Origin of the sequence: Spiroplasma litorale (genome assembly GCF_001267155.1) — a bacterium.
GTDB classification, from domain to species: Bacteria; Bacillota_I; Bacilli_A; order Mycoplasmatales; family Mycoplasmataceae; genus Spiroplasma_A; species Spiroplasma_A litorale.
Genome location: NZ_CP012357.1, coordinates 895409 through 916689 on the forward strand (window position 1 = coordinate 895409; position 21281 = coordinate 916689).

A 21281-nucleotide genomic window follows, 5' to 3' on the forward strand; every position below is an offset into this window, starting at 1 on the left:
CATACTTATTTTACCTTTCTTTATTAAAAACAAAACAAAAAAAAATAATAATATTAAAATTATTATTTATATTGCTTCGTTTAGTTTTTTTTCGATTTCAATATATTTATCCTGATTATTTTTAAATCATTCTCTAACAGATTCCTTGCCTTGACCTATTTTTTCATCATTATAAGAATATCAGACTCCCGCTTTATTAATAATATTATATAGAGTTGCCATTTCAATTATTTCTAATTCTTTGTCAATTCCTTTATTGTAATTTATAACTATTTGACAAGTCTTAAATGGTGGCGCTACTTTATTTTTAACTATTTTTACTTTTATTTTATTGGCGCTAGCTTCTCCATTAGTAGAAATAGTTTCGCCTTTTCTAACTTCGATTCTAACTGATGAATAGAATCTTAAAGCCCTTCCTCCAGTTGTAACCTCTGGATTACCAAATATTACACCAACTTTTTCTCGTAATTGATTAATAAAAATAACTATTGTATTTGTTTTTGATATTATCCCATTAAGTTTTCTAAGCGCTTTTGACATTAACCTCGCTTGTAATCCAATTTGTTGATCTCCCATTTCACCTTCGAGTTCAATTTTAGGGACAAGAGCTGCAACTGAGTCCACAACAACAACATCGATTGTGTTTGATCTTACTAGCATTTCAAGAATATCTAAAGCTTGTTCACCAGTATCAGGTTGAGCTACTATTAAATTATTAATATCCACACCAATATTTCTAGCATATTTTGGGTCTAATGCATGTTCTGCATCAATAAAAGCCGCTCTCCCTTGATTTTTTTGGGCTTCTGCAATTGCATGAAGTGATAATGTTGTTTTACCACTTGATTCTGGTCCAAATATTTCAACAATTCTTCCTTTTGGCAGTCCACCAATTCCTATTGCTTTATCCAACAAAAAACTACCTGTTGAAATTGCCTCATGTTCTAAATTAAATTTGTCTCCAAGCTTCATTATAGAACCTTTACCATATGTCTTTTCGATTTCTTTTAATACATTTTTAAATGCAGGATCATCATACAAATTTTTAGACATATTATTCATAACCTCTTTTTCGTTTTTTTCTAGTATTTCTTTTATCATATAACCTCCGGTTATAGTATCGTCTAGAAAATAAAAATAATTAACTATTTTTAAATATATTTAAAAAGTTATTAATTATTTCTTTTATTGCTAATATTTTATATTTTTTTCTTGATATTTTATTATTATTTATAAACTTATAAATATAATTTTTATTATATAATCTAAAACCTATATAAGACAAACCCTTTAACTCGTCATCAACACTACTCGGAGGAGCATAACCAGTAAAGCCAAATACAATATCTGATTTTAAAATATTTTGTGTATTAGTTAACATACCCTCTAATGTTTCTTTTGAAACTGCACTATGTTTTTTAATTATTCATGAATTTATTTTTAATACTTCTATTTTGTATTCATCAGAATAACAACAAAAGCCACCCTTAAAAAAAGTACTTGAATTTTTATAATTTGTAACCAAACTTGAAAACATTCCTCCTGTAAATGATTCACAAGAAGATATTGTTAATTTATTTTTTTTGATTATACTTATAAATTCTTTCATCATAAATCCTTAAAAAAAATAGTGAGACTAATTCTTCATAACCCACGTTCTGTAACACTTTCGTGCATCAACTATCTATCTATCACATATGTGATTCAAAAACTAATTCATTTCTTAGTTTTTAATTCCTCTACCAAAATTTGAGTTTCTTGCTTGCGGAGTTTACCCGTTCCATTTCACTATTTCTAGCTATTCGTCCCTGTGGCACTTTAGAAAACTTATCATAGAATATAAATTCCTTAGACTTGTTTATGTCATTACCTTTAAAGGTATCTAGAGTTATTTTTTTCTCTAGCACAATCACTACATCCATCTCAGGATGTGCAAGCGTGGAGTTTCCTCTATATTATTTTTCAAATACAGCAGTTGATTCTAAATTAATCTCATTTATTATAATAACATTAATAATATATAAATATTAAATTCATATAATAAAAAGATTAATTAAATATCATAATACTTAATTAATCTTTTTCTAAGCGTACCGTGTTCTTTTAAAATATCTTTCATTGATTTATCTTCAAATATTTCACCATTTTTTAATATTACAACTCTTTCACATAATTCTTCAACCTCTTCAGGAATATGTGAAACGATTAGTAATGTTATATTGTTATTAGATTTATAATTTTTAAAAAATCTAATTAATTTTATTTGCATTTCAAGATCTAGACCGGTTATAAGTTCATCTAATATCAATAACTCCGGACTATTAATTACTGATAAAAAACAATTAGCTCTTTGTCTTTCTCCACCCGATAATGAATCTATTGATTTAGTTATAAAGTTTTTAAGACTAAATGCATCAACTAATTCATTAAATTCATCAGTTTCTAAGTATTTTTTATCTTTATAAAATTTAACTAAATCTAAAATTTTTGTTCCTGGAGGTCAACTTCCATCTTGAAATTGCATACCTACTCTTTTACTTATTTCTTCATTTTTTGAAGATATATATTTTACAGTTCCATTTGTTGGTTTTAAAAGTTTTGCAATTATCTCAACTAAAGTTGATTTTCCACTACCATTAGAACCAATAAAGGCAATAGTTTCATTATCTTGTATGTTTAAAGATATGTCTTTTAAAACTTGCTTCTTTCCATAAAATTTATTTACTTTATCTAAAATAATCATTTTTCCCCTTTATAATCATTAAAATATTTAGATTATATCTACTATCATGGTAATTAGAACCACAATATAAAAATATTTTAACAAATTATATACTTTAATTAAATTAATATCATTTAATTTAAAGATTGTTTAAATTTTTTGCTAAATTTATATTTCTTTTCAACGTTATTCATTTCAGTACGCGCTCATAAAAATCCAAGTATTGATCCAGATGTAACAAATAAACCACTTAATCCACAAAATGTAAATAAAAAACCTGTAATTAAAACTCAAATTCCATCATCAGCACTCGCCTTACTAACAAAGAAAGGAATTGCAGATGCAAAAATTAAAAGCCCACCAAAAACAATACCCATTAAATAACCGATTCTTTGAATAAAAGCTTTTCTTAAATTTATAAATACCAAGAAAGTTGTTGTTACACCAATTACTCCCAACAATATAAAAAACATACCAATTCCTAATGATTCGATAGCTGAAAAATTTTCTTCAACAAGTGTTGCTAATCATTCACCAATGAAAGCAATATTTCTTAAACTACTGACAGCTATTTTTTTGATGCTCATCATAAAAACCGATAAACACATTAATGGTACTATTGAAGAAATTAAAAAGTATCCTCCAATTGTTGATAGTGTTTTTGCTAATCTTGCCATTTATGCTCCTTATTTATTATATTTATCTTTTTCTAAATTAGAAATCCTTTTAATAATAGCAGAGTTGTTTACCCCACTTCTTGTAAGTTTTTCAAGTTCCTCTTCAGAATGTTTTAGAAGAGCTCCTTTTTCTTCAATTTCTTTAATTAACTTTTTATTTTTATCTTCAAGTTCTTTTAATTTTTTTAAATATTTTCCTTCTGATTCTTCAAAATATTTGTAATCTTCATAAACAATATCTAAAAAAGAGTCGACTTCTTCAACTTTATAACCTTTGTATTCGACTTCAAAATCTTTTTCATAAATATCAACTTTTGATAATTTTAAATACCCTTTATTGCTTTTCATAATTTGCCCTTTTTTATTTTTAAATATTATATCAATTATTAACTGTTTTTTGTCAACTTAACAATTGATTTTGTATAAATTTCTAACATTTTTTTTAGTTCTTCAATTTTAACATACTCGTTGTATGAATGCATTGTTGATTCTTCTAAATTAAATTCTGCACCAAAAGCTATCATATTTGGCATTGATTTTGCAAAAGTACCTCCACCAATTGCAATTGGTTGAGATTTATAATCGCCTGTTACTTCTTGGTAAACAGACATAATTTTTTTAACAACATCACTTTCTTTTGAAAAGAATACTCTATTTTCCATTTTATTAACTTTTAATTTTAAATTATATTTTTTTAAATACTCTTCTAACTTTTTATTAACATCATTTGTTGGATCAAAAGTACAAGGAATCCTTATATTTAATGTAAATCTAAAATCATTTTTATTAACTCTTATAATTCCATTACAGGCGGTTAAAAAACCTGTTTCATCTTCTATATTTCCAAAAACTTTTTTCATATTATAATCTTCAAATAATGTGTCATTAACAAAATCAATTAGCGGGTGGTTAATTTTTATTTCTTTTAATGCTTTTAATAACCATATAGTTGCATTAACACCTTTTCAAGGTAAACTACCATGTGCAGAAATTCCTTTTACATATAAAACTTCATTTTCTAAATACGAATCAATATTATTTTTTAATAAAAAGTTTTGAATTTCATCAATGTTTTCACCTTTATAAGACACCAAATCATTTACAGCATTGTAGACTTCTCCACCATATATTTCAAAATTAGAATTAAATTCACCAAAAATATCAACATCAGATATTCATTTTTCTGCATAAACTACTGGAAAATGACCATCAGGCACATAACCTAAGTCACATGTTTTTTCATTTTTTAAGTACTCTTCCATACACTCTCATGTAGTTTCTTCAGAAGTACCAAATATTACTCTTATTGTGTAGTAAGGTTTAAAATTATTATCTATTAAGTATTTTAAGGCAAACAAATTCATCATTGTTGGACCTTTATCATCAAATGAACCACGACCATATAATTTATCATCTTTAACAATTGGTTCAAAAGGTGGATTAATTCATTCTGTTATGTTTCCTGGAGGAACAACATCTAAGTGGCAAATAATTCCAAAAAGTTTGTCACTATCTCCATAGTCTGCATATCCGTATTTAAAAGTCTTGTCAATATATGTTTTCATCCCAAAACTAGCACATAGATTTATACAATGTTTTAAAACTAATTTTATATCTTCATTAACAGGAATTCCTCTTTTTGGTTCTTTTCGAAAAGAAGGAATAGATATAATTTTTTTTGTTTCTTCTAAAGCTTTTTCAAAGTAATCACTTAAAAGTAAATTTTTATTTATTTCCATATTAATCTCCTTTAATTAATTATACATTTAATAATTCTTTTATTAAATTAATAAATGTATAATCTATTTAAAGATATTTTTATAAATCTAATTATAATGGAGGTATAATGAATAAAAAAATAAACGTAAAATTTTTAATTCTAAATATATTAATTATTAATATATTTTTATTATTTAGTTTAAATATTAAAAATGATTTTTATAACACAAATACAAATTATGCAGTAAATGATAACAAAGAAGAAACAATGTGGTCAGGGTTATCTTTACAATACTTTTTATATAAACATACAAATATTAAAGAAAATCAATATATTAATGATTTAGCCAACGGTGTTATTGAAAAATCAGATAATTCAGAAAAAACCGATTATGAAAAATCTAAAGATTTATTTTATATGTATTTATCTTCAAGTATTTTTACTACATCAATATATGGAACGAATAGTTACAAAGAATTTTTTGCAGAAGCTTACTCAAAATGACAAACAACAAATGATAGTATGAAAAATAAATCATGGGAAATTTTAAATTACTATTTTTTAAATATTTATAATAAATTAAAAATAAATTACACTGGTTCAATGTATGAAAGCGATTGGAATAATATCAAAACTTTAATTGATGAAGATTTTGTTGATAACAGTAATAAAAATAATTTAATATATAACACTAATCTAGAAAACAAAACAAATGATTTAACTTATAAAGACTTATTATATGATAATGAAAACTTTGGAATGAATGATTTTAAAATAAATACAAAACAATATTCTTTCGCATATAACTTATTGTATGCTTCAATTAGAAGTTGATCATTTAATATAGCAATAAAAAATATACCAAATTTTAGTCAAATTGATTATACTTATCGTCCTCAAAGTTTTAGTACCAAAAGTGTAAAAACACTTGCAAGTTTTTTTAATAAAAATACTCTTGAAGAAAGTGAGTTAAGTAAATTAAATAACGACATTTATACTAAAGCTTCAAATGAATCAATTACTAAATTTAATAATATTAAAAATGATAGTAACAATGTTTATTTTAAATCCTTTAATGAGTTAAATAATTTTTTTGTAGAACAAACAAAAATAGATAAAGCAAATTATTCAAATATAAATTTTAAAGAAACAATCTATCAAATTAAAAATTACTACAAATGAGATAGTGACAAAGTTGATATTTTTAAAAAACAAATATTAGACATGATTAATTTATCTTTATACATTACAAAAACACATGACAAATATTATTTATTAACATACATATATGGAATTATAATATCACCAGATTATCCATTAAAAGGAAATCAAGAAGGTGTAATGGCATATGCAGCAAATGCTTTTACAACTTACAATCAAAAGAAATCATCAAAATATTCATACATTGTATACACAGGTTTATCTTTAGATCAATATAAAACAGAAAATGATAATGATCAGTATAAAAAAACTTGATGAAGTAGTCCAAATATTTTTGCAACACTAAATCATGAAATGGGTCACGTAATCGATGGATTCTTAAACCTTGATAATAGTCTTGCAAAAATGAATGAAAAAAAATTTAAAAACGATATTCAATCAAAACCTTTGAAATCATTATATAGCGGGGAAATATTTGGCACAAATTCTAAAGAAGAAAATAACAAAGATGAAGAAAGTAAGGAAAAGAAAGAAGATAAGGGAGATTATACTTATTTAATTGTTGTTTTTACTATATTAGGGCTTGCAATAATTGTTATAATAATTTGAGTATTCTATTATAAAAAAAATAAAAAAAATAAAAATAAATTATAAGATTAGTTATAAAATTTAAGCTAATAAAAAACCAATGCATAAATGAAATTGTCAATTAAAATTGACATTAAAAAGATACTTTCTCCATACGAATTTCGTATGGAGTTTTTTTATGTTTTAATGAAGGTCTAACATAATTATAAAACTCTATATAGTCTGAGATAATTTTATAAATATTTGAATGATGTAGTTCTTTTACTTTATATGTATATATACATTCATTTTTAAAAGTTCCAAAAAAAGACTCACAGGCACCATTATCTGGTGAATTTCCTCTTCGTGACATAGAAATATTTATATTATTATTTTTACATAATCTTTCTCAAGTTTCATTTGTATATGGTGATTCTTGATCTGAGTGGATTATATTTGGTGCACCTCTTTTTTTAATGGCGCTTATTAAATTTGTATGACATAATTTATTATTAGGACTAACCGATAACTTTCAATCAATAATTTCTGAATTAAACAAATCCTTTATAACAGATAGATATACGTTTCCATTAATAGTTTTTATATAAGTTACATCTGTTACTCATTTTTCATTTATATTTTTAGAATTAAAGTTTCTATTTAGTAGATTTTCAAATCTTAATGGACCTGATTTATCATAGTTTGGAACTTTCTTTTTCTTTGCTGCTTTTAAACTCATTGTTTTCATATATCTATAAACAACTCAAGGGTTTAATCTTTCTTTAAAGTATTTGTTTAAAAATAAAGTTATCATATTATAACCATATCTTTTTTTAAACAAGTAAAAAAGGCATCTTATCTTAATTGCTAAAATTCTATTATAATTTTTATACTTTGGTTTTCCGTTTTTAAGTCATTTTAAATATCCATACCTTGAAACTTTTAAATATAAACAAGATAATTTCAAAGAAAACATTCTTTTAACATTAAAAATGGCGAAGTACTTTTCCTTAGTCGTCTTCGCCAAATGCTTTTTTAAAGCTCGTTCCAGTTTCAAAGCCTCTCTTAATTCTTCACACTCATATCATCAGGTTCTTTAAAAATTCAATCATGAGATTTAAATTTTTTAATATTTTCTTTTGCTTGTGTTCCGCTACCTCATTCAAGAGCGCCTTCACCTTTAACTTTTACCTCTGATTTTCATCTTTTAATTGTGCTAGTACTAATATCAAACTTTAATGCCACATTTAAAATACCAATTTTTTTGATTCATTAATTATATTAAGTTTTTCATTTTTTGTTCATTGTTTTGCCATATAAAAAGAACGCCTTTCAATAAAATTTTAACAATAAAAGTACTTTTTTACTGTCAATTTTATTTTAGATGTTCATAAACATTGGTTTTTTATTAGCAAAAAAATTTAAAAAATATTTTATTTTAAGTGCTTTATTAAATAAATTATTAAATTATTTACCAAATATAATTAATTCATGTGCTAAATGAGGTAATGGTAATTGAGATGTTAGTTGTTCATCAATTTCAAATTTTATTTTTATAAAGTTTAGTTCTAAACTACCATAAATTTTTTTAACATCCCCGAAACTATCCGCTTTTCTAATTTGATTTGAGAATTTACTACAACTAAGGCTAACTTTATCAAAATCAAAATTTCAATTATAAACCTCTTGCTCTCCTCAATTTAAAATATGATTTAAAAAATCTTTTTGATTAGAGTTTTTTAATGAAAGATTATTTGAAAGTGTATTTTGAACATTTAAAAGATATGGTTTGTAGTTAAATGTATCTCATAAGTTTTTATTATTATTTCAATTTTCACTAGTTCCTTTGAAGTTTGATATACTCAATCCTTTTCAGTTATATTGCTTTCCTAGAGATTCAAAATTTCTGTTAATATCATCTTCTTTAAATCCATAAACATCTTTCATAGCTTTTATTCCTAAAAAAGCATTTTTATAAATTGATGCAAAAATACCACTATTTTCAAAAAAGTCATCGTTAAATGTGCCTGATGCTAAATTATAATTCAAATCCTTTTCTTCTGCCGAAAAAGATGTAATCACATTTAGTTTAGGTAGTTGTTGTTTAAAGTTTGAACCAATTTTTAGTTGAAGGTTTTTTATTCTAAGTTCACCAGTTCGTATACTATTTTTTAAATTATCATTATTTTTAATTGTATTATTATCAATAGCAAATATTTTAGAAATGTCTTTATTGTTATTATCAAAAATATCTTTAAATTTATATTTTATATATTGATATATTTTTGAGTTAACTGTATAAGTTTTATCTCCACCAACTGTTGTTGTACTATTTGGCATAATTGTGTTTTCTCTAAACAAAAAATCATAAAAATCTTTATTTGTTAAATTTATACTATCATTAATTTTTTTGGTGCTTTTTCAGTTTATATTTTCTTCTGTGCCTTTAATTAAACTTAAACTAGAATACGTATCAAATACATTATTATTATCGTCATTGCTAAAACTAAATTCGACATTATCTTCTAGTTTATAATTTTTATTTAGATCTGTTATCAAATCATTTTTAAACTCATCACTATTTACAAATGTTTTTAATAAATTCTCATATTTTTCTTCTACAATTCATGATTTTTTATCAGATAATTTAAGTTTTTCATGTGTTAATTTGAATAAATCTTTATGTTTTGATTCATTCAGCAATCCTTCTGTTCTTAAATTATTAAAAAGATTAGTAACAGTTTGATTAATTAATTCACTATTTGTAATACCATATACAAATCTATTATTAAATTTTTGTTGACTTATATTATTACTATAATCTTTATAATTTACAACTATATCATAATAAAAAATTACATTTGCAGCTGTAATGTTGCCTGATGTTGTAAAAGTGATTATGCATGTTTCAAACTTAATATTTAGTGAAATATCACTACTTTCATCTGGTTTAAGAATTTTATATTTTTCTTCTTTAAACAAGTCTTTAATTAAAGTATTTAATTTATCCAAAACAATTAATTTTAATGTATCTTGCTCTAAATTACTTTTATCACCTTCTGTAAAATAAACTGGTTTATTTAACCCTGATTGTTTTTCTTTAAGGACACTTAATTTTAAAAATTCATTTTTTAATGATCCATCCCCTTTATCTAATTCATATAAATTAGATATGTTCTCATTTAAATGGTTATTAATTATTTTATCTGCATCTTTTATAAAATCATTTAATAATTTATTAAAACCATTTTGTGAATTTGAGCCATTACCATCATTTGGATCTGTACTCCCATTATTTTCTCCTGAATTATTTCCACCATTTTGGTTTGGACTACTATTATTATTAGTACCTGGAAGACTACCCAAACTACATGATACCGCAAAGGAAGATATTCCTGATATGGTTGTAATTGATAATAGTAATTTTGTTAATTTTTTCATAGAACCCCCTATATTTTTGTAATTATAACATAGTCTTACATAATTATATTTTTATAATTATTAAAACCTTTTATAAAAAAGCATATTTTACAAGAAAATAAAATACGCTTATTAAATATTTGAAATTTAATAATTTTTTGCAAGTAATATTGGTACATAATAATTTCATTTTTCACTATAGGTTTTTGCGTTGTTTACATCTCCAAATATAGTGTCAATTTCTATATCCAAATTAATAAAGTTTTGTTGGAATTTCATTATTTTTTTATAATTTTTTACATTTTTATATCATCTACCGTAATGATACTCTAAACCTTTGTAAATTGATGAATTTGATGTTGCTGGAATATCTTTTAATTGAACTTCATCAAAAGGCATTTCTTATAATCATTTTTCTTGATTTGATTTAGTTGTAACATATTCTTTTATGCTATTTGTCAAATATTTATTTAAATAACTATTAATTTCATTAGGACTATAAAATCTATCTCAGATATTTTGATTATAAGAATCTTTTTCACCACCAGTGAAAGCAACTAAGTTTAAATCTTTATATTTGTTATTTTCAGTATAATTTTTAATACCAAAACCTGTTTTAAAACCATATAATCCATCATCAATATTTTTGTACACAACCGCAAATGTATTATTTTTATCATATAAGTCACTATCATAACTAGATCTAGCTAAATTATATTTTTCTTCATTATTTTTTTTATAAGATAAATTACTTAACAAATTTAAATCTGGGAGATCTTGATAGAAGTCACCAATTTTTAATTGAATATTTGATAAAACTAAATTTAAAAAGTGCGATGAAGAATATAAATATTCATTTTTTTGTAAATCTGCATAACTAAAGTCTTTTTTATATTTTTTAATTATTTCAACATTTTCACTGAAATAATTCTGATTATATTTAACAAAATTTGGTTTTATAAAATTATAAATGTTTTTATTTACTTTTGCTCTTTCACCATTCATAATTTGTGTTTGATCATTTACCAATTCAGAAGTTCTGAATATTTCATCATATAAATCTTTATCTTTTTTTCAATGCATTTTTACATTAGTTGCAGATAAATTTGCTTAAGTTTGTGATTTTGTAAACACTTTATCTTCCATGTTTTTTTTAATTACAAATTTTACTTCCGCTTCAGGGTTATTGTTTAACTTGTTATAGTTTTCGTTAAGTGTTTTAATTAGTTTTTCTTGAAATGAATTTTTATTATTATTGAAATAATCTTGATATAATTTCTCTAATGCATCATTAGTTAAAAAAGTACCATTTGAATTTAATATACTTGTAAGTCCATATCCAGTTAATGCTTCATAAATAAATTTATTGTATATCATTGTCATTGATTCTGATATTTTATCTGAACTGGTTAAACTAAATTTAAAGTTTTCATCAAATTTAATATAATTTTCACTTTTATCATAATCTAAATATGCAATACTCAATTGGAAACCATAATTTACAGTTCCTGAAATAATAGTTGTTTGAATATTTTCGTTATATGTCATTATTAAATTGTTAAATGTAGATAAGTAATCCATTTTAATATCATAACCTGGTATATTTAATTCTACATATTTTTCTTGTCTTGTAACCTCTAATAAACTTTTTTTAGAGAGTCATTAAATTCTATTGCTTTTTTAGAGTCATTTATTAGTTGTTGTTGATCAGAAGTTAAATTAAATCCTGATACATTTATGCCTTCATTTGTCATTTTTTTAATATTTGCCAAATTGATGAAATCATATTTAGTAAGTTTACTATCTGATTCTAGTTCAAACATATTGCTTGAAATATTTCTAAAATGTTCATTTATTTTTTCTTGTAATTCCTTTTTAAATTCTTCTTGTGGATTTGTTCCAGGTTCTACTGGTTTTTCAGGATCTGTTCCTGGTTTTTGAGGATTAATTTTATTAAGCATATCACAAGCTATAACTATACTAGTAACAGATGGAATAAACATTAAAGCAATCAAAAAACTTATTAGTTTTTTGATTATTACACCCCTCTTTTTAAGTATTATACAATGATTTTTTGCATTATAACTTTAAAAAATACATTTTTTTATGTATATTTAAAAATATGTAAAAAAAATACCCCTGTTGTTAAGATTAAATAAATAACTTAAATTAAAATTGGGCATTTTTTATAAACTATTATTCAACATACAATATAGGTATGTAATAATTTCATTTTTCACCTTGGGTTTTAGCATTATTTGCATCTCCAAATATAGTGTCAATTTCAATATCTAAATTAATAAAATTTTGTTGAAACTTCATTATTTTTTTATAATTTTTTACATTATCATATCAACTACCATATTTATATTCAACACCTTTATAATCATATCCCCAACCACTTGGAGCTGGTATGTCTTTAAATTTAACTTCATCAAAAGGCATTTCTCATAGTCATTTATCTTGATTTGATTTTGTTGTAACATATTCTTTTATGTTATTTGTTAATGCTTCATTTAAATAAGCATTAATTTTACTTTGATCATAAATTCTACCTCAAAGATTTTGATTATAAGAATCTTTTTCTCCCCCTGTGAAAGCTACAAGGTTTAAATCTTTGTATTGCTCATAATATTGATTACCTGATGAGTATTCACGTATACCAAAACCATCTTTAAAACCGCTTAATCCATCAACTAAATTTTGATATACTACTCAAAAGGCGTTTCCCTTGTCAAATAAATCTTCGCCACTTGACTGGTTTGATAAGTTATAATTTTCATTTTCATCTTTTTTATATGATAAATTACTTAATAAATTTAAATCTGGTAGATCTTGATAGAAGTCACCGATTTGTAATTGGATATTCGATAAAATAATATTTAATAGATGAGATGAAGTGTATAAATTTTTATTTTTTTCTAAATCAGAATATTCAAAATCTGATTTATATTTTTTTATTGTTTCTACATTTTTATTAAAATAATTTTTATTATAGTTTAAAAAATTGTTTTTAATAAAACTGTAAATATTTTTATTAACTTGTGTACGTTTATCGTTAATTATTTCTGTTTCATCATTAACTAAAATTTTTGTTCTGAAAATATTGTCATATAAATCCTTATTATTTTTTCAATGAATTTTTACATTAGTTGCAGATAAATTTTCTAAAGTTTGTGATTTTGTAAACACTTTATCTTCCATGTTTTTTTTAATTACAAATTTTACTTCCGCTTCAGGATTATTGTTTAATTTATTGTAGTTTTCATTAAGGGTTTTAATTAGTTTTTCTTGGAATGATATCTTATTATTATTAAAATAATCTTTATAGAATCTTTCAAGTTTATCGCTTGATAAATATGAATTATTAGTATTAATTAAATTAGTTAATTCATATTCAGTTAATGCTTCATAAATAAATTTATTGTATATCATTGTCATTGATTCTGATATTTTATCTGAACTTGTTAAACTAAATTTAAAGTTTTCATCAAATTTAATATAATTTTCACTTTTATCATAATCTAAATAAGCGATACTCAATTGGAAACCATAATTTACAGTTCCTGAAATAATAGTTGTTTGAATATTTTCATTATATGTCATTATTAAATTGTTAAATGTAGATAAGTAATCGATTTTAATATCATAACCTGGTATATTTAATTCTACATATTTTTCTTGTCTTGTAACCTCTAATAAACTTTTTTTTAGAGAGTCATTAAATTCTATTGCTTTTTTAGAGTCATTTATTAGTTGTTGTTGTTGATCAGAAGTTAAATTAAATCCAGATACATTTATACCACCATTTGTCATTTTCTTAATGTTGGCCAAATTAATGAAATCATATTTAGCTGGATTTTTATCAGACTCCAACTCAAATAAATTTGCTGATATATTTCTAAAATGTTCATTTATTTTTTCTTGTAATTCTTTTTTATATTCTTCAACAAGTTTTTTAAATTCTTCTTGTGGATTTGTTCCAGGTTCTACTGGTTTTTGAGGATCTGTTTCTGGTTTTTGAGGATTAATTTTATTAAGCACATCACAAGCTACAACTATACTGGTAACAGATGGAATAAACATAAATGCAGTCGACAATCGTATTATTTTTTTCATTATTACACCCCTTTTTACTATTATACAATATTTTATAGTTAAAATATTGTATAATTATTGATTTATGGTATATAAATTATAATTTTTAAATGAATCTAACAAAAGTCTAATAATGTAAAAAAATCTAATAAATTAGATTTTTAATAAATTTATGTTTTATCTTAAAAACTATTTTTTGAAGTAGTTTAAACCAAGAACTTCTAAAGCTGCTAGTGTAACAAAATTATATGGTTTATTAAAGTGAGGTAAAAAGAACATATCAACTAATGGTAACTCATCTATTGTCATTTGTTTTTGAACTGCAAGTGATAACATATGAATAATTTCAGTGTGATTTACTTCTGAACCAACTTGTGCACCAATTAACACTCTTGTTTTTTTATCTCATAATAGCTTTAATCAAACTGGCTTTGTTGAACTCATAAATTCAGGTCTATCATTATCAGTAAATAGAATTGAGTCATAATCAATATTTAGTTTTTTTGCAAAGTTTTCTGAAAGTCCTGTTGAAGCCATATTAAATCCAAAAACAGAAATTGCATTTGCTCCAGTAAAGCCCATTTGTGGTAAGGTATTTTTTGTAGCAATATTAATTGCAGCTAAAATCCCTGATCTTACAGCTGTTGTAGCTAAAGCAATTTGTGTATTTTTATGTTGGGTAATATTTTTAACTTCAGCACAATCTCCAATTGCATATATATCTGGATTTGAAGATTGCATAAACTCATTAGTTTTCACAATTCCTTTTTGATCAAGTTCAACTATACCTTCTAATAATTTAGTTTGTGCTTTTATCCCAACTGATAGTATTGCATACTCAACATCAATAGTAGATTTATCAGTTTTTATTGATTTTAACTTTCCATTTTCTCCAATAAATTCAACTACTTTATGACCTAATAAACTTTTAACCTTAGCGTCGTCCATTCTTTTTTGCACATGACTTGACAATTCATCGTCAAAATAGTTCGGCATTATTGCATTTTCAACATCAATTAAAGTTACATTTTTATTGCTTTCAACAAATGCATCAACTAATTCGACACCAATATAACCTGCACCAATTATTGCAACATTTTTTATATTTTGATCATCATTTGCCGCTTTTATTTTTTTGGCATGATAGTAGTTTTTACAAATTTGTACACCTTCTAAATCAATACCTGGAATTGGTGGTAACATTGGTCATGAACCTGTTGCAATAATTAATTTGTCATAATTATCTTCAAATTCTTTATTATTTTCTAGATCTTTTATTCTAATTTTTTTGTTTTTATCATCAATTCCAATTCATTCATGATTTTTGTGAATTGTTATTCCTTCACTTTTTAAAAGTTCAGGAGAAGCATAGAATAATTTATTAGGGTCATTCGCTTCACCTTTTACCCACAAAGCAATTCCGCATCCCAAAAATGATATTAAATCATTTTTTTCATACGCAACTACTTCTATATTTTTATTTAATCTTTTAATAGTTCTTGCAGCAACTGTTCCTGCATGGTTAACACCAATAATTATTACTTTCATTTTTACCTCCAAAATTTTTTCTACTTTTAAAAAAATTATTAAAATTTTTTTTTTATATAAATTAATAATACTATATAAAACAAAAAAATACTATTAATGAAATTGTCAATTAAAATTGATATTAAAAAGATGCTTTCTCCATGCGAATTTCGTGTGGAGTTTTTTTATGCTTTAGACAAGGTCTAACGTAATTATAAAACTCTATATAGTCTGAGATAATTTTATAAATATTTGAGTGATGTAGTTTTTTTACTTTATATGTATATATATTCATTTTTAAAAGTTCCAAAAAAAGACTCACATGCACCATTATCTGGGGAGTTCCCTCTCCTTGACATTGAAATATTTATATTATTATTTTTACATAATCTTTCTCAAGTTTCATTTGTGTATGGTGCCTCCTGATCTGAATGAATTATTTTTGAATAACCTCTTTTTTTAATAGAACTTATTAAATTTGTATGACATAATTTATTATTAGGACTAACCGATAACTTTCAATCAATAATTTCTGAATTAAACAAATCCTTTATAACAGATAGATATACGTTTCCATTAATAGTTTTTATATAAGTTACATCTGTTACTCATTTTTCATTTATATTTTTAGAATTAAAGTTTCTATTTAATAAATTTTCAAATCTTAATGGACCTGATTTATCATAGTTTGGAACTTTCTTTTTCTTCACTGCTTTTAAACTCATTATTTTCATATATCTATAAACAACTCAAGGGTTTAATCTTTCTTTAAAGTATTTGTTTAAAAATAAAGTTATCATATTATAACCATATCTTTTTTTAAACAAGTAAAAAAGGCATCTTATCTTAATTGCTAAAATTCTATTATAATTTTTATACTTTGGTTTTCCGTTTTTAAGTCATTTTAAATATCCATACCTTGAAACTTTTAAATATAAACAAGATAATTTCAAAGAAAACATTCTTTTAACATTAAAAATGGCGAAGTACTTTTCCTTAGTCGTCTTCGCCAAATGCTTTTTTAAAGCTCGTTCCAGTTTCAAAACCTCTCTTAATTCTTTAACGCTCATATCATCAGGTTCTTTAAAAATTCAATCATGAGATTTAAATTTTTTAATATTTCCTTTTGCCTGTGTTCCGCTACCTCATTCAAGGGCTCCTTCACCTTTAACTTTTACCTCTGATTTTCATCTTTTAATTGTGCTAGTACTAATATCAAACTTTAATGCCGCATTTAAAATACCCATTTTTTTTGATTCCTTAATTATATTAAGTTTTTCGTTTTTTGTTCATTGTTTTACCGTATAAAAAGAACACCTTTCAATAAAATTTTAACAATAAAAGTACTTTTTTACTGTCAATTTTATTTTATATGTTCAATTAAAGTATTTTTTAAATTATTATTTACCTAAAAATGAAATTTCTTTATAAGATCAATTAGACATAACTCTAAGTTTTTGCTCTGTAACTTTTTCATCAATTTCAAATTTTATGTTTAAAAAATTAAGTTCTAAAGTACCATATAATTTTTTTATGTTATTTTTGAATTCTTTAATTATTGCACCTGTTTTATCATCTTTATATTGTAAAATAATATTATTTCAATCAAAATTTCAGTTGTATATTTCTTGATCTCCTGAATTTAAAATATAATTTAGAAATTCGCTCTGATTAGAATTTTTTAATGATAAATTTTTATTAAGAGTATTTTGAACATTTAAATCATTATCTTTAAAATTAAATGAATCTCAAACATTTTTATTTAAACCGGAGTTGTTAGTTATTCCACTAAAATTTGACATACTCAAGCCTTTTCAATAATATTCTTTTTTTCCTGTTATAAAAGAACCATCACCCTTAAAATTTTCATTTATATTATCTTCGTTAAATCCATAAATATCTTTCATTGCTTTTATACCACTTGCAATATTTTTATAAACAGAAGCAAATAAAGCACTTTTGTCAAAGAAACCCTGATCGAATTTTGTAGATGCTAAATTATACTCAATTTTTTTGTCTTCTGCAGAAAAAGAAGTTAGCAATTTCAAATTAGGTAATTGTTGAAGAAAACTTGAACCAATTTGTAATTGAAGATTTTTTAAAGATACTTCTCCAACTCTAACATTATTTTTTAAATTTTCTTTATCAGCAACTTGACTTTCACTTATTTTAAATAGATTTGCTACAACTTTATTATTATTTGTAAACATATCTTTAAATTTGTTTTTTGAATATTCATATATATTTGTATTTATAGCTGCTGTTTTATCACCATTAAGTGAAGCAGTATCACTTTGAGTTAATTTATTTTCTCTAAATAAAAAATCATAAAATTGATTATTTGTAACTGAATAATCATTACTAATTTTATCTGAACTTTTTCAATTAATATTTTCTTCAGCACCTTTTATTACACTTAAATTAGAGTAAGAATCAAATACTTCAAGTGCTGAGCCGCTTTCTTCTTTAATTTTAAATTTAACATTTTTTGAAGCTAATTCATAATTTTTGTTTAAATCCTCAATAAAACTTTTTTTAAAATTATCTCCATTTATATATTTTTTTAATAAAGAACTATACTTTTCTTCAGAAATTCAAATATTTCTTTCATCACCAATATTTAATTTTTCATGAGTAATCTTTAATAAATCTTTATGTTTTTCATCTAATAATACACCCTCAGTTCTTAAATTATTAAATATATTAGTTACTGTTTTATTTACTAACTCACTATTTGTAATACCATAGATAAATCTATTTTCAAATCCTTCTACACTTACATTATTACTAAAATCTTTATAACTAACATTTATTTTATAATCAAACATAACATTCGCTGCTGTTATTGCTTCTGATTCAGCAAATAAAATCAAGCATGACTTGAATGTTATTTCTAAAGAGTTATTAGTATCTTCATCTGGTTTAAGAATCTTATATTTTTCCTCATCAAAAGCTTTTTTAATTAAATTATTCAATTCATCAAAAACTAGTAATTTTTTTGCATCAGCAGTCAAGGCTATTTGGTCTGCCTCAGTAAGATCAAGTGGTTCTCCAAATGGTTTTTTCTTTTCTTTTAAAGTATTTAATCTTAAAAATTGGTTATTTAATTTTCCATTTCCCTCATCTAGTTCATAAAGATTTGAAATATTTTTATTTAGATGTTGGCTTATAATCTTATCAACTTCTTTTTTGAATTCCTCATATAAAATTTTAAAGTCTCCTTGTGGGTTAGATCCATTTCCACCATTTGGGTCTGTAGTTCCTCCAGTTCCTGGTTTATTACCATTTCCATTTCCATTTGGATTTGAACTATTTCCATTTACACCTGGCAAACCGCCCATGCCACATGAAACAGCAAAAGATGTCATACCTGAAATTGAAGAAACAGATAAAAGTAATTTTGTTAATTTTTTCATACTACCTCCATAATAAACTTATAAAGTAATTATAACATAAATATTTTTTTGTCTATTATTTTTGGCATAAAAAAACACCCTTTCTGTAGAAACAACTATTTAAAAATTTTTTAATAATTCGTCTCTTTAAGGTTGTCTATTTTATATTATTTAAAATTTTTTGCATATTAATTTTATACCTCTATTCTGCTTAAAATATTTTTTTATTGATATGTTAGTTATAACATTCAAAATATACCTATTAGTCAGAACTCAATAATTAAGGATAATATACCAAATAAAAATAATACATACCAATTTGTCTAGGACCCATTTGTTTGTACGGAAAAAGACGCATTACATTTTCGGGGTCATATTTCAAAAGTATAAAAACTCTTGTTAAAACGTATGTTGTTAATTATAAACATATAATAATTAGGTTAAACCGAGAATATTTTATTAAGTATTCTCTATTATCAATTATTTTTCTACACAATAAAATATAAAACACAACTATTAAAATTGGAGTAATAAAGTATTTTAAAAGAGAATTTAAAATATTATATCATGTATCAAAACCTGGTATATTTTTAGCAGATAAACCTCCCAAGCATAAAATAAAACAAACTATGTTTTCACATGTAATTTTAGTAAATTTATTTTTTCCAGTAATTCAATTAGTGATATTTTTTGTGTTTTAAATATATTAAATTTAGTACACCAAATAAAAAATTATTAAAACAAACCCATATTGATAAAAAGACAATTTTATTTATAAGTGATTTATCGAAATTGATTGATTCTGGGTTTTTTGGTGATGGACTTATTGTTGATATTAATAAATCTAATATAAAACAAAACTTTGGACTAATTTAACATTATAAAAAAATATATTTTGATATTTTCATATATACTCCAAATTTATTCATACTTTTTCAAAATTTGTCGTATATTATATTGGTGATTAAATGATATTAAAAAATAAAGGTAAATTTTTAGAAACAATTATTAATAAATCAATTCAAATGCTTGAAATCAATAATGAAGGTCTTATATATAAAATGCCTGTTAATTCAAATTTATTTGAAGTTAATAATAATGTCATTAAAGCAAAATTATTAAATAATACTTTTTGTGACTACATTGGCTTATATAAAGGGTTTTATTTTGAGTTTGAAGCAAAAGAAACTGAGAAAGAATATTTTAGTGTTACAAATATAAGAAAAAATCAATACACTAAATTAAAAAAAGTTCATGAAAATAATGGATTTGCTTTTATTTTGGTTTATTTTCATAAATATGAATCATTATATGTTTTAAATATAATTGATATACTAAGTTTAAAAAATAAAAAAATACCATATGAGGTATTTGCTGAAAAATATATAAAAATTGACTTGGATAATGGAAATATTAATTTTAATAAAATATTTAATCATTTAATCAATTATACATTGTAATTTTTACTGAGCTTTCTTTAGATTTTGAATCCAACACTTTAAACAAATCATCTAATGTTGATAATTCTATTGAATCAATAATTGATACAATTTTTGACATTGATATTCCAAAACTTGAGTACTCTTCAAGTTTTTCAATATCATTATCATTAAGTTTGTAATTAAGTTTTGTTTCTATTATTTTATAATTTTCTTTAATTTTAAATTTTGCATATTCATCTTCAATTTTTGCAAGTAGTTTATTAAATAAGGGCGACAAATCAAGTATGGTTTTTTTTGCTTTAACTACTAATTTAATATGATTAGATTTTAATAATAGTGAAATTTCATTTTCAATTTGTTCACTTGACAAATTCATATATTTTGAAAGCTGTGAAGGCGTGAAGTTTTTTTGATCTTCATTTGAAAGTTCCATAATCAATAAAATTATTGATAACTGATTTTCACTTATTTTTAATTTTGAGTAGTTTAAAATTAACAGGGTTTTTTTGCTTATTAATCCGCTTTTAAATAGTTCTTGCATTTTTTCAAAAA

The 21281-nt window shown here is 23.4% G+C and carries 22 protein-coding genes and 1 other RNA gene; 3 read left to right on the forward strand and 20 right to left on the reverse strand.

Annotation, left to right across the window (positions count from 1 at the left end; genetic code table 4):
* Positions 1 to 66 precede the first annotated feature (66 nt).
* The 7 genes from recA to SLITO_RS04215 all read right to left on the reverse strand — a co-directional run bounded on the left by recA (position 67) and on the right by SLITO_RS04215 (position 5138).
* Positions 67 to 1101, reverse strand: coding sequence for a recombinase RecA (recA, locus tag SLITO_RS04185; RefSeq protein ID WP_083433377.1), 1035 nt, complete (start codon positions 1099 to 1101; stop codon positions 67 to 69).
* 40 nt (positions 1102 to 1141) lie between these two features.
* Positions 1142 to 1609, reverse strand: a complete 468-nt coding sequence (locus SLITO_RS04190; RefSeq protein ID WP_235443365.1) for a CinA family protein — start codon at positions 1607 to 1609, stop codon at positions 1142 to 1144.
* Positions 1610 to 1642: 33 nt separating this feature from the next.
* Positions 1643 to 1987: RNase P RNA component class B (rnpB, locus tag SLITO_RS04195), an RNA gene on the reverse strand.
* Positions 1988 to 2053: 66 nt separating this feature from the next.
* Positions 2054 to 2743 carry an ATP-binding cassette domain-containing protein gene (locus SLITO_RS04200; RefSeq protein ID WP_075058518.1) on the reverse strand — a complete coding sequence of 230 codons (690 nt, stop codon included), beginning with the start codon at positions 2741 to 2743 and terminating at the stop codon, positions 2054 to 2056.
* Between the two features lie 113 nt (positions 2744 to 2856).
* Positions 2857 to 3399: a hypothetical protein gene (locus SLITO_RS04205; RefSeq protein ID WP_075058519.1), complete on the reverse strand. Its 543-nt coding sequence runs from the start codon at positions 3397 to 3399 to the stop codon at positions 2857 to 2859.
* Between the two features lie 9 nt (positions 3400 to 3408).
* On the reverse strand, positions 3409 to 3747 hold the full coding sequence (locus SLITO_RS04210; RefSeq protein ID WP_075058520.1) for a DivIVA domain-containing protein: 339 nt from the start codon (positions 3745 to 3747) through the stop codon (positions 3409 to 3411).
* Between the two features lie 38 nt (positions 3748 to 3785).
* Positions 3786 to 5138, reverse strand: a complete 1353-nt coding sequence (locus SLITO_RS04215) for a Sapep family Mn(2+)-dependent dipeptidase (RefSeq protein ID WP_075058521.1) — start codon at positions 5136 to 5138, stop codon at positions 3786 to 3788.
* Positions 5139 to 5245: 107 nt separating this feature from the next.
* Here SLITO_RS04215 and SLITO_RS04220 point away from each other — a divergent pair, with 107 nt between their 5' ends.
* A complete protein-coding gene (locus SLITO_RS04220; RefSeq protein ID WP_075058522.1) occupies positions 5246 to 6934 on the forward strand; it encodes a hypothetical protein in 1689 nt (562 codons plus the stop codon).
* Positions 6935 to 7001: 67 nt separating this feature from the next.
* Here SLITO_RS04220 and SLITO_RS04225 read toward each other — a convergent pair whose 3' ends face one another.
* From SLITO_RS04225 to SLITO_RS04275, 12 genes are all read right to left on the reverse strand, one after another.
* Complete coding sequence (locus SLITO_RS04225; protein ID WP_144416416.1) at positions 7002 to 7904, reverse strand: IS3 family transposase; 903 nt, start codon at positions 7902 to 7904, stop codon at positions 7002 to 7004.
* 8 nt (positions 7905 to 7912) lie between these two features.
* Positions 7913 to 8092 carry a hypothetical protein gene (locus tag SLITO_RS04230; protein WP_075058524.1) on the reverse strand — a complete coding sequence of 60 codons (180 nt, stop codon included), beginning with the start codon at positions 8090 to 8092 and terminating at the stop codon, positions 7913 to 7915.
* A 222-nt stretch (positions 8093 to 8314) separates the two neighbouring features.
* Positions 8315 to 10288 carry a hypothetical protein gene (locus SLITO_RS04235; RefSeq protein WP_075058525.1) on the reverse strand — a complete coding sequence of 658 codons (1974 nt, stop codon included), beginning with the start codon at positions 10286 to 10288 and terminating at the stop codon, positions 8315 to 8317.
* A gap of 126 nt (positions 10289 to 10414) precedes the next feature.
* Positions 10415 to 10666: a hypothetical protein gene (locus tag SLITO_RS04240; protein ID WP_075058526.1), complete on the reverse strand. Its 252-nt coding sequence runs from the start codon at positions 10664 to 10666 to the stop codon at positions 10415 to 10417.
* 3 nt (positions 10667 to 10669) lie between these two features.
* On the reverse strand, positions 10670 to 11350 hold the full coding sequence (locus tag SLITO_RS04245) for a hypothetical protein (protein WP_075058527.1): 681 nt from the start codon (positions 11348 to 11350) through the stop codon (positions 10670 to 10672).
* Positions 11351 to 11377: 27 nt separating this feature from the next.
* Positions 11378 to 11848 carry a hypothetical protein gene (locus SLITO_RS04250; RefSeq protein ID WP_075058528.1) on the reverse strand — a complete coding sequence of 157 codons (471 nt, stop codon included), beginning with the start codon at positions 11846 to 11848 and terminating at the stop codon, positions 11378 to 11380.
* 56 nt (positions 11849 to 11904) lie between these two features.
* Positions 11905 to 12282, reverse strand: a complete 378-nt coding sequence (locus tag SLITO_RS04255; protein WP_075058529.1) for a hypothetical protein — start codon at positions 12280 to 12282, stop codon at positions 11905 to 11907.
* A gap of 181 nt (positions 12283 to 12463) precedes the next feature.
* On the reverse strand, positions 12464 to 14386 hold the full coding sequence (locus tag SLITO_RS04260; RefSeq protein ID WP_075058530.1) for a hypothetical protein: 1923 nt from the start codon (positions 14384 to 14386) through the stop codon (positions 12464 to 12466).
* 168 nt (positions 14387 to 14554) lie between these two features.
* Positions 14555 to 15913 carry an FAD-dependent oxidoreductase gene (locus SLITO_RS04265; protein ID WP_075058531.1) on the reverse strand — a complete coding sequence of 453 codons (1359 nt, stop codon included), beginning with the start codon at positions 15911 to 15913 and terminating at the stop codon, positions 14555 to 14557.
* Positions 15914 to 16034: 121 nt separating this feature from the next.
* Complete coding sequence (locus tag SLITO_RS06035; RefSeq protein WP_158500654.1) at positions 16035 to 16187, reverse strand: hypothetical protein; 153 nt, start codon at positions 16185 to 16187, stop codon at positions 16035 to 16037.
* On the reverse strand, positions 16168 to 17139 hold the full coding sequence (locus tag SLITO_RS04270; protein ID WP_083433378.1) for an IS3 family transposase: 972 nt from the start codon (positions 17137 to 17139) through the stop codon (positions 16168 to 16170). The genes SLITO_RS06035 and SLITO_RS04270 overlap by 20 nt, the downstream gene beginning before the upstream one ends.
* A gap of 153 nt (positions 17140 to 17292) precedes the next feature.
* A complete protein-coding gene (locus SLITO_RS04275) occupies positions 17293 to 19308 on the reverse strand; it encodes a hypothetical protein (RefSeq protein ID WP_075058532.1) in 2016 nt (671 codons plus the stop codon).
* A gap of 669 nt (positions 19309 to 19977) precedes the next feature.
* Here SLITO_RS04275 and SLITO_RS04280 point away from each other — a divergent pair.
* Both SLITO_RS04280 and SLITO_RS04285 read left to right on the forward strand, forming a co-directional pair.
* The gene (locus SLITO_RS04280; protein WP_075058533.1) at positions 19978 to 20163 is read left to right on the forward strand and encodes a hypothetical protein; all 186 of its coding nucleotides are present in this window, start codon (positions 19978 to 19980) and stop codon (positions 20161 to 20163) included.
* 92 nt (positions 20164 to 20255) lie between these two features.
* Entirely contained in the window at positions 20256 to 20747 is a 492-nt protein-coding gene (locus SLITO_RS04285; protein WP_075058534.1) for a Holliday junction resolvase RecU, read from the forward strand.
* On the opposite strand, the gene SLITO_RS04290 is transcribed toward SLITO_RS04285, so the two are convergent.
* Positions 20719 to 21270, reverse strand: a complete 552-nt coding sequence (locus SLITO_RS04290; RefSeq protein ID WP_075058535.1) for a DnaD family protein — start codon at positions 21268 to 21270, stop codon at positions 20719 to 20721. The two genes, SLITO_RS04285 and SLITO_RS04290, sit on opposite strands and share 29 nt — an antisense overlap.
* Positions 21271 to 21281 lie beyond the last annotated feature (11 nt).